Source organism: Streptomyces sp. P5F9 (genome assembly GCF_057961495.1).
The window spans coordinates 1-9,027 of sequence record NZ_JBXVPZ010000404.1 but is presented as its reverse complement, the minus strand read 5'-3'; the positions used below and the strand labels follow the sequence as shown (position 1 = coordinate 9,027).

11 protein-coding genes and 1 pseudogene are annotated in these 9,027 nt (G+C 68.0%); 8 read left to right on the top strand and 4 right to left on the bottom strand.

Annotation, left to right across the window (positions count from 1 at the left end; genetic code table 11):
• The 5 genes and pseudogenes from AC31A1_RS40260 to AC31A1_RS40240 form a co-directional block, all read left to right on the top strand.
• Nucleotides 1–119: pseudogene (locus AC31A1_RS40260) on the top strand (carbon monoxide dehydrogenase subunit G); the annotation flags it as partial.
• A 44-nt stretch (nucleotides 120–163) separates the two neighbouring features.
• Nucleotides 164–952 carry an aldose epimerase family protein gene (locus tag AC31A1_RS40255; protein ID WP_489658040.1) on the top strand — a complete coding sequence of 263 codons (789 nt, stop codon included), beginning with the start codon at nucleotides 164–166 and terminating at the stop codon, nucleotides 950–952.
• Nucleotides 953–962: 10 nt separating this feature from the next.
• Nucleotides 963–1,511, top strand: a complete 549-nt coding sequence (gene pyrE, locus AC31A1_RS40250) for an orotate phosphoribosyltransferase (protein ID WP_393751053.1) — start codon at nucleotides 963–965, stop codon at nucleotides 1,509–1,511.
• Between the two features lie 132 nt (nucleotides 1,512–1,643).
• Nucleotides 1,644–2,675, top strand: a complete 1,032-nt coding sequence (fbaA, locus tag AC31A1_RS40245; RefSeq protein ID WP_489658039.1) for a class II fructose-bisphosphate aldolase — start codon at nucleotides 1,644–1,646, stop codon at nucleotides 2,673–2,675.
• A 66-nt stretch (nucleotides 2,676–2,741) separates the two neighbouring features.
• Nucleotides 2,742–4,214 carry an MFS transporter gene (locus AC31A1_RS40240; protein WP_489658038.1) on the top strand — a complete coding sequence of 491 codons (1,473 nt, stop codon included), beginning with the start codon at nucleotides 2,742–2,744 and terminating at the stop codon, nucleotides 4,212–4,214.
• A 211-nt stretch (nucleotides 4,215–4,425) separates the two neighbouring features.
• Here AC31A1_RS40240 and AC31A1_RS40235 read toward each other — a convergent pair whose 3' ends face one another.
• On the bottom strand, nucleotides 4,426–4,662 hold the full coding sequence (locus AC31A1_RS40235) for a hypothetical protein (protein WP_489658037.1): 237 nt from the start codon (nucleotides 4,660–4,662) through the stop codon (nucleotides 4,426–4,428).
• Nucleotides 4,659–4,862 carry a hypothetical protein gene (locus AC31A1_RS40230; RefSeq protein ID WP_489658036.1) on the bottom strand — a complete coding sequence of 68 codons (204 nt, stop codon included), beginning with the start codon at nucleotides 4,860–4,862 and terminating at the stop codon, nucleotides 4,659–4,661. Before AC31A1_RS40230 ends, AC31A1_RS40235 begins: the two co-directional genes overlap by 4 nt.
• Before the next feature lie 184 nt (nucleotides 4,863–5,046).
• Here AC31A1_RS40230 and AC31A1_RS40225 point away from each other — a divergent pair, with 184 nt between their 5' ends.
• The 3 genes from AC31A1_RS40225 to AC31A1_RS40215 are packed head-to-tail and all read left to right on the top strand — an operon-like array spanning nucleotide 5,047 to nucleotide 7,052.
• Nucleotides 5,047–5,799, top strand: a complete 753-nt coding sequence (locus AC31A1_RS40225; protein WP_489658035.1) for a DUF6879 family protein — start codon at nucleotides 5,047–5,049, stop codon at nucleotides 5,797–5,799.
• A gap of 21 nt (nucleotides 5,800–5,820) precedes the next feature.
• Nucleotides 5,821–6,684, top strand: coding sequence for a helix-turn-helix domain-containing protein (locus AC31A1_RS40220; protein WP_489658034.1), 864 nt, complete (start codon nucleotides 5,821–5,823; stop codon nucleotides 6,682–6,684).
• On the top strand, nucleotides 6,681–7,052 hold the full coding sequence (locus tag AC31A1_RS40215) for a PadR family transcriptional regulator (RefSeq protein ID WP_489658041.1): 372 nt from the start codon (nucleotides 6,681–6,683) through the stop codon (nucleotides 7,050–7,052). The genes AC31A1_RS40220 and AC31A1_RS40215 overlap by 4 nt, the downstream gene beginning before the upstream one ends.
• Before the next feature lie 636 nt (nucleotides 7,053–7,688).
• Here AC31A1_RS40215 and AC31A1_RS40210 read toward each other — a convergent pair.
• Nucleotides 7,689–7,928, bottom strand: a complete 240-nt coding sequence (locus AC31A1_RS40210) for a DUF397 domain-containing protein (protein ID WP_489658033.1) — start codon at nucleotides 7,926–7,928, stop codon at nucleotides 7,689–7,691.
• Entirely contained in the window at nucleotides 7,925–8,794 is an 870-nt protein-coding gene (locus AC31A1_RS40205) for a helix-turn-helix domain-containing protein (protein ID WP_489658032.1), read from the bottom strand. Before AC31A1_RS40205 ends, AC31A1_RS40210 begins: the two co-directional genes overlap by 4 nt.
• Nucleotides 8,795–9,027: the final 233 nt, after the last annotated feature.

Below are 9,027 nucleotides of genomic sequence, written 5' to 3'. Positions count from 1 at the left end.
CCGTCCCCGCCCCGCAGACCGTCTCGACGAACGCCACCCTCCGCTGGGCGGCCCCCGCCGCGGCGGTGATCCTGGCCTCGGCGATCGTGGTCAACAGGGTGCTGCGCAAACGCCGTTGACGGGTTGCCGTTCGCCCTCTTGATCCGCCCAGTAGGGTCGTGCCGTGAGTAACGAAGAGATCACGCTGACCGCGGGCGACGCGGAAGTGACGGTGCAGCCGGGCAACGGCGGCCGTATCGGAGGGCTCCGCGTCGGCGGCACCGAACTCCTGCGCCAGGGCGAGCGGTTCGGGTGCTTCCCGATGGTCCCCTGGTGCGGGCGGATCCGCGACGGCCGCTTCCGCGACGGTACGACCGTCCGCCAGATGCCCCTCAACTCCCCGCCGCACGCCATCCACGGCACGGTCCGCGACGGCGCCTGGCGCACCGCCCGCAGGTCGGCCGACGAGGCGGTCATCACGTACGACCTGGTCGAGCCCTGGCCCCACCCGGGCCGTGTCACCCAGGCCGTCGCGCTGACCGGGGACTCCCTGACGCTCACGATGGCGGTGGAGGCGTACGACGACTCCTTCCCGGCGCAGATCGGCTGGCACCCGTGGTTCCACCGCAACCTCGGCGGCGAGGACGTCACCGTCGACTTCAGCCCCGCCTGGCAGGAGGAGCGCGGCGACGACCACCTCCCCACCGGCAAGCGGATCGACCGCAAGCCGGGCCCCTGGGACGACTGCTTCGGCATGCCCGGCGGCGTCGACGTCACGCTGACCTGGCCGGGGCAGCTGGAGCTCAAGGTGACCAGCCCGGAGGAGTGGGTCGTCGTCTACGACGAGCAGGAGGCCGCCGTGTGCGTGGAACCGCAGACCGGGCCGCCCGACGGCCTGAACACCCTCCCCCGCCTGGTCACCCCGATCGAGCCGCTGGAAGCCACGATGACCTGGGCGTGGAGGCGCCTCTAAGCTGGGCGGCATGACGGACGTACGCGGCGTGGTGCTGCAGCAGATCAAGGACAAGGCCGTGGTGCACGGCAAGGTGACCCTGTCGTCGGGGCTGGAGGCCGACTACTACATCGACCTCCGCCGCGTCACCCTCGACGGCGAGGCCGCCCCGCTCGTCGGGCAGGTGCTGCTCGACCTGACCGCCGACCTGGACTTCGACGCGGTCGGCGGGCTGACCATGGGCGCCGACCCGGTCGCCACGTCGATGCTGCACGCCGCCGCCGCGCGGGGCCGGAAGCTGGACGCGTTCGTCGTGCGCAAGGCCGCGAAGGCGCACGGCATGCAGCGCCAGGTCGAGGGCCCCGAGATCAAGGGCCGCCGGGTCCTGGTCGTCGAGGACACCTCCACCACGGGCGACTCCCCGCTCACCGCCGTCGAGGCCGTGCGCGCGGCCGGTGCCGAGGTCGTCGGCGTCGCGACCATCGTGGACCGGGCGACCGGTGCCGCCGAGAAGATCGAGCAGGGCGCGGGAGTTCCGTATCTCTTCGCCTACTCCAAGGACGAGCTGGGCCTGGACTGACCGCCCACTCTCAGCTTGCGGCCGCGTCTGGAAAGATGGGGCCGACGATGACGTCGCACCCAAGGTCTAGGTCAGGGCCGTAGCACGCAGATCGCGAAGATCGCCAACCCGCACATCCCAAGGAGCGGACAGATGCCCATCGCAACCCCCGAGGTCTACAACGAGATGCTCGACCGGGCGAAGGCAGGCAAGTTCGCCTACCCGGCCATCAATGTGACCTCGACCCAGACCCTGCACGCTGCGCTGCGCGGCTTCGCGGAGGCCGAGAGCGACGGCATCGTCCAGATCTCCACGGGTGGCGCCGAGTTCCTGGGCGGCCAGTACGCCAAGGAGATGGTCACGGGTTCCGTGGCCCTGGCCGAGTTCGCGCACATCGTCGCCGAGAAGTACCCGGTCACGGTCGCGCTGCACACCGACCACTGCCCCAAGGACAAGCTCGACGGCTACGTCCGTCCGCTGATCGCCGTCTCCGAGGAGCGCGTGAAGGCCGGCGGCAACCCGCTGTTCCAGTCGCACATGTGGGACGGCTCGGCGGAGACCCTCGCCGACAACCTTGCCATCGCGCAGGAGCTGCTGGCCCGCGCGGCCGCCGCGAAGATCATCCTTGAGGTGGAGATCACCCCGACCGGCGGCGAGGAGGACGGTGTCTCGCACGAGATCAACGACTCCCTCTACACCACGGTCGAGGACGCGATCCGTACGGTCGAGGCGCTCGGCCTCGGTGAGAAGGGCCGCTACCTGCTGGCCGCGTCGTTCGGCAACGTGCACGGCGTGTACAAGCCTGGCAACGTCGTGCTCCGCCCCGAGCTGCTCAAGGAGCTGAACGAGGGCGTGGCCGCGAAGTACGGCCAGCCGGCCGGCAGCAAGCCGTTCAACTTCGTCTTCCACGGCGGCTCCGGCTCCACGCCGGAGGAGATCGCCACCGCGCTGGAGAACGGCGTCGTGAAGATGAACCTCGACACCGACACCCAGTACGCGTTCACGCGCCCCGTCGCGGATCACATGCTGAAGAACTACGACGGTGTCCTGAAGGTCGACGGCGAGGTCGGCTCCAAGAAGACCTACGACCCGCGCACCTGGGGCAAGCTCGCCGAGGCGTCGATGGCGGCGCGTGTCACCGAGGCGTGCTCGAACCTGCGCTCAACGGGCACGAAGATCAAGTAAGTCTTTCTGAGCCGTCTGTTTCGCGAGCCCGGTGCTACGGCACCGGGCTCGCTGTATACCTGGGACATGTCCGACGTCCGGCTCGCCTCGCCCCAGGGCAAGTGGATCCTGCTGACCACCGTGCTCGGCTCCAGCATGGCCCTGGTGGACTCCACCGTCGTCAATGTCGCCCTGCCCCGCATCGGCCGCGATCTCGGCGCCGACCTGGCCGCCCTCCAGTGGACGGTCAACGCGTACATGCTGACGCTGGCCGGCCTGATCCTCCTCGGCGGTTCCCTCGGCGACCGCTACGGCCGCCGCAAGATCTTCGTCCTGGGTGTGGTGTGGTTCGCGGCGGCCTCCCTGCTGTGCGGACTCGCCCCCAACGTGGGCGTCCTGGTCGCCGCCCGCGCGCTCCAGGGCATCGGCGGCGCCCTCCTCACCCCGGGCTCCCTCGCCCTGATCCAGGCCTCCTTCCACCCCGACGACCGGGCCAGGGCGGTCGGCCTGTGGTCCGGCTTCGGCGGCATCGGCGCGGCGATCGGCCCGTTCCTCGGCGGCTGGCTGGTGGACGGCCCCGGCTGGCGCTGGGTGTTCCTGATCAACGTCCCCCTGGCCCTGATCTGCGTCCCCATCGCCGTACGCCATGTCCCCGAGTCGGCGGACGGCCGCAAGCACGGCCGCTTCGACGTACTGGGCGCGGCACTGGGGGCTGTGTCGCTCGCGCTCGTGACGTACGCGCTGATCGAGGCGCGCAACGGCTCGCTGGTGGTCGCGCTGACCGCCGTCGCGGGAGTGGCCGCGGGCGTCGCCTTCGTCTACGTCGAGAAGCGCAGCGCCGACCCGATGACGCCGCCGGACATCTTCGCGTCGCGCCAGTTCACGGCGGTCAACCTCGTCACCCTCTGCGTCTACGCGGCCTTCGGCGGCTTCTTCTTCCTGACCGCGCTCCAACTCCAGGTGGTGGCGGGCTACTCGGCGCTCCAGGCGGGCACGGCCCTCCTCCCGACAACCGCCCTGATGCTGCTCTTCTCGGCACGCTCGGGCGAACTGGCCCAGCGCATCGGCCCCCGCATCCCCCTCACGGCCGGGCCGCTCCTGTGCGCCACGGCGATGCTGCTGATGCTGCGCGTCGGCCCGGACGCCTCCTACCTCGCCGACGTCGTGCCCGCCCTCCTCGTGATGGGCTCCGGCATGGTCATCCTGGTCGCCCCGCTCACGGCCACGGTCCTCGCCTCCGTCGACACGGCCCGCGCGGGCCTGGCCAGCGGCATCAACAACGCGGCGGCCCGCGCGGCCGGCCTCATCGCGGTCGCCGCGCTGCCGCTGCTCGCGGGGATGGGGCCGGAGGCGTACCGCTCGGCGGGTGCCTTCGACGACGCCTTCGACCGGGCGATGCTGTGGTGCGCGGGCGTCCTGGTGGTGGGCTCGGTCCTGGCCTACGCGACCGTACGACGCCCGGCCCCGGACTGCCGCCGCCCGGAGTGCCTCACGCACGGGTGGGTGACGGCTCCGCCGCTGGAGCCGCGGGTGGGGAAGGGGCGGCTTGACGCGGGGTAGGGCTCGACCGCGAGGGTGCAGATCTACGGCTCTGTCGCGATGTACGTATGGCAGGGGCAGGTACAACGCGCGATGAGGACCACGCCGCCCCCGTGAGGAAGCGGAATGTCGTCGGTCTGGCGGCAGTCCTGGTGCAAGCCTTGATAACTCGGCCTGGCGGCGACGGCACACTCGGCGGAACGCGTTGAGAGGTCATCGATCGACGGCGTGCTCATGCGGAGATCGCGCCGCTGCTCGCTGTGTTGAGCGCCCTGATGCGCTCACGCATGGATGTGCGACGTTTCGCCTGCGTGGCGGGACGGACGCGAGCGGGGGCAGCGTCCCAGGCGCGTCCGCCCGCCACCGGCCGGAGTTGCACGTACGGGCCTTCGTACCCCATGACGTAACCGAGTTTGCCGGTCTCGGCGTCGAAGACCAGAGTGCCTTCCTGCTGCTCCGCCGCGGTCATGCGCGGCCCGCTCGCCGAACTGCCTCCGCCAGACGGACGACCACATCGGCGCGAACTCTTCCCAACTCGACGAGTTTCAGGTCGGGGTTTACGAAGTCGACGTTGAGGGACGGGAGGACGATCCCGGCCTCGGCGAGTGCTTGGCGGAGGGATTCCACTGCCGTATGCGGGTCTACGTCCCGCTGTTCCGTCGTAGCCATGAACAGGACGGTAGGAGTGGGGAGTTGCGCGGCACGAGGGGAGTTGCTCGAAGTTTCTTGACGGTGTGGTGAAGTTGCGCGATGTTAGCCGCGCGGGCCAACCGAACTCGGTACACAGGCAGTTGCCCTCCGTGATGCTTGATGGATCAGTCCTCCCGAGTCCTCCCGAGGAAAGGATCTTGTCATGACGCGACGCCTGCGCTTCAACGGCACCGGTAGCGGCGGAGGTTCCTGCCCCGCGATCCACGAAGACCTGGACACGGGCGAGATCATCGTGCACGGTCCCCGGCTCACCGACCCGGACGCCATCGCCCAGCTTCAGCACTTGGACGAGGACGAGATCCCCGTCGTGGTGCCGCGTAACACGATCATCGACTTCGGCCCGAAGAACCGGGACACCGAGCCGCGCATCCTCGATCCGGACACCTTCGCGCGGCTCTTCGAGAACTTTCGGCACAGCGCCTGGCATCTGGAGATGCGCGAGGGGTACGCCGTGGACAGGGCCACCGACACCTACGCCCAGTTCGTCCGGGGCGAAGCGCCGACCTGGGACATGGACTCGCCCTGGGCACGCACCATCAGTGCCAAGACGCGCGACGGCGCATACGTCGGCCGCGTCCGTATCGTCGACAACCCCCCGACGGAGGGGCAGTTGTACCTTCTCGCGCACGCCCGACACAACGCCGAGTTGGGTGAAGAAGTCCGGAACATGTGGCGCGCCGATGCCAAGCGCGTGCACCTCCCCGATGAGGATTTCTGGATCTTCGACTCTCATATCGTCGCCCTGTGCCTCTGGGACGACGAAGACAATCTCACGGGTGCCGAACTGATCACGGAGCCCGCATGCGTCAATCAGTACAACCGGCTGCGTGACGTGGCGATGCACTACGCCGTCCCGTACGAGCGGTTCAAGGCCTTGGCCGACGCCAGGGGGTAGAGGTAAGGCAGGTGCCTATCGGTGAGCACGGACTATCAGCAGGCCCGCGAAGCCCTCGGCGTACGGCTCCGGGAGCTTCGCCTGACGGCTCCTGATGGCCGGCTCACCGGTACGCAGCTCGCGGAACGGCTCGGCCCGGGATGGACCAAGGTCAAGGTGAGCAAGCTGGAGAACGGCAGGCAGACGGCGACGGCCGACGACTTGAGGGCATGGGCGAACGGGACCGGCCAGCCCGAGGCCATCGACGAACTGCTCGCCAAACTCCGGGGGTTCGAGTCACACATCCGCTCATGGCGTCGCCAGTTGGCGGCGGGACACAAAACCGTCCAGGATGCTGCCACCGCGGAGCACGAGCGCACCCGGGTCCTCACGATCTGGGAGAGCTGCCTGATCCCCGGCCTGCTGCAAACTGCGGACTACGCCCGCCACGTCTTCGCCCGGCACGCCGATCTGCTGCGGTCACCACGCGACACCGAGGACGCGGTGCGCGCGAGGATCCAACGGCAGGAAAGGCTGTACCAGCGTGGCCGCACCCACCGGATCATGATGTGGGAGGGCGCACTCCGCTCCCTGGTCTGTCCGCCGTCCGTCCTCGCGGCGCAACTCCACCATCTCGCCGCCGCGATCGGCCTGGACACCGTCGAACTAGGCATCATCCCCTTCAGCGCCCCACTGAAGATCTGGCCCGGCAACAGCTTCTGGGTCTACGACGAACGCCTCGTCATCGTCGAGGACTGGCACGCGGAGTTGTGGATCGACGACGCGGACAGTGTCGCCACCTACCTGCGCGTCTGGGCAACCTTGGAGGAGTCGGCGTTGTACGGCAACGACGCGCACAACGTGATCAATGCGGCAAGGTGCGCTTTGCCTTCACGCTCTGCATGACTTGTTCTCGATATATAGCGTCACTCGTTCTCGATATATGGTTGGCTGGCCGTGTGACCAACATCAGGTTGACGAAGCCTACGATCGGGGTACTGGAAGTACTTCTTGCCGCCACGGGCGATGATCCCGCTTGGGGGTTGAGTATCTGTCGCGAGGCGGACCTTGGCCCCGGAACGGTTTACCCCATCTTGGAACGCCTTGAAGGGCGGGAGTGGGTGAGGAGCTGGCCCGAGAACAGCCCTCATCCGGGTCGACCTGCTCGCCGGTACTACGAATTGACGGGGCTGGGTCGCAAACAGGCCAGCACCGCATTGGAGGCGCGCAGGGCGCGTCGGTTCGGGCTTCGGTTGACTGGCGGGACGGCGTGAGCGAATGGCCCACCACCAGTATGTCCGTCAGTGAGCCGAACGACTTCTACATGTGCGGTCGGGTCGTGATGTGGAGTGTTACGGAGGCTTCTACTGGCGGTGTGCTTGCCGTACTGATGGCGTTCCCGTTCCTCGCTCGGATGGCGATCCGACTTTCAAGGCCATCCCAGAGGACCGGCAACAGATCGCACGCAGCGTGGGGACTCACCTCTTGGGCATCGACACTGGCGGGTCCTCGACGGGACATCGGAGAGTGGCGAGCGCATCTCGCTGGTGACCCGGAAAACGGCATTGTCCTCACATGTCGCGAACAACGCCGGTGTGCATGGGGCTTTCTAGTGGCTGCTGTTCGATACCGACTGCACGATGCGTTAGGCAAGGTGTGGCGTCCAGTGGACTGGATGCTGTCCTCGCACAGCCGACGGGAGGTGTTCACTGCAGTGCCGCCCGGGACGTTAGTGATCTACATCGCTGCCCATGACGGCATGCACACCCTTCTGACGGATGGGTGGGGATGGGTGACGGGCTGCGGCATTGCCACGTTTGCGTTCACTCGTTGGCTTCAACGCCTCCGAGGAATCGAGTTGGCAGAACAGGCACCCTTCCGCGACGAATGACCTCCAGCGCCTCAGGCAGTCACTGGTCGAACGATTCCAACTCGTTGGCTAGGACGCCTACTTGGAAGGCGGCCCATCCAGGAGCGGTGAAGCGCAGAGGGGTTCGGTCGAGGTCCTTGGAGTCACGAACTGCCCTGGCCCCGCCCGGGAGTTGGGAGACCTCGACGCAGTTGCCCTCCCCGCCGCTTGCGGATGCCTTGTGCCATATCGCCGTGGTCAGGTCGAAGCTGTGAAGGTCCGACTTGGGGATGTCGCTCACGTGCGTTGTCTCTCCTCGATGCGGGCGATCAGAGCCAGGGAATCATCGGTCGGCAGTGCTGCCGCGACGATGCGTTCGAAGGCGTCGGCGAAGGTTCGAACATCGTCGACGCCCTCAACGTAGGACGAGCCGATGAGATTCTCCAGTAGCACTACGTCGGGCATCGGCGAGGGGAAGCCGACCAGGCCGAAGCCGCCGACGTTGCCGGGGTGCGGCGTCGCGTCCAATGGCATCACTTGAATGGTCACGTTGGGCATCTCCGCGGCATCGAGCAGTCGCCGTAGCTGTTCGCGCATGGTCGCGGGGCGCAGGGCGAATCGTTGGTGCAGGGCCGCCTCGTGGATCACAGCCCACAGCTTGAGCGGGCCGCCGGGGCGGGTGAGGACGGCCTGGCGGGCCTGGCGTACCTCGGCCAGCGCCGCCACCTCCTCCGCCGTGCGCGTGATGGCGTTCGCGCTGATGCTCTCGCGTGCGTAGGCGGCCGATTGCAACAGGCCCGGGATGAGCAACGGAGAGAACTCGCGGATGCTGTCCGCGTCCGATTCGAGGGAGATGTAGTCGGAGTAGGAGGGGGAGAGGATGCCGGTGTAGGTCTGCCACCACCCCTGCTTGCGCGCGTCCTTGGCCAGGGCCTCCAGCGCCGAGACGACCTCCGGATCGACCACTCCGTACGCCTTGAGCAGAGGGGCCACTTCGGTGGGGCGGATGTACCCGTTGGCCGTCTCGATGCGCGAGAGCTTCGGGCCGATCCACTCCATCGCCCGTGCCGCCGTGTCGAGGCTGAGACCGGCCGCATTGCGGTACTGGCGCAGGGCCTGGCCGAGACGTCGGCGACGGACGGTCGGGACTGGGCGCATGTTTGGCATGGCGACAGCATGGCATCGCGGGCGGCGTTGTATCGACGGGAACGGAGTGTCGAATATGCAATCTTGGTGACAAGCTTGCAAGTTTGGAGCGAAGTCGTCACTCTTGAGCCAAGTCCACCTGTGCTGGCCGCAGTTGCTCGTCCGGCATGCCCTTGGTCGTCAGGAGACGCCATGCTCCCCGTATCGCCGCTCACGCTCACCACACAGCCCACCCCCGGCTACTACCTCCGCCC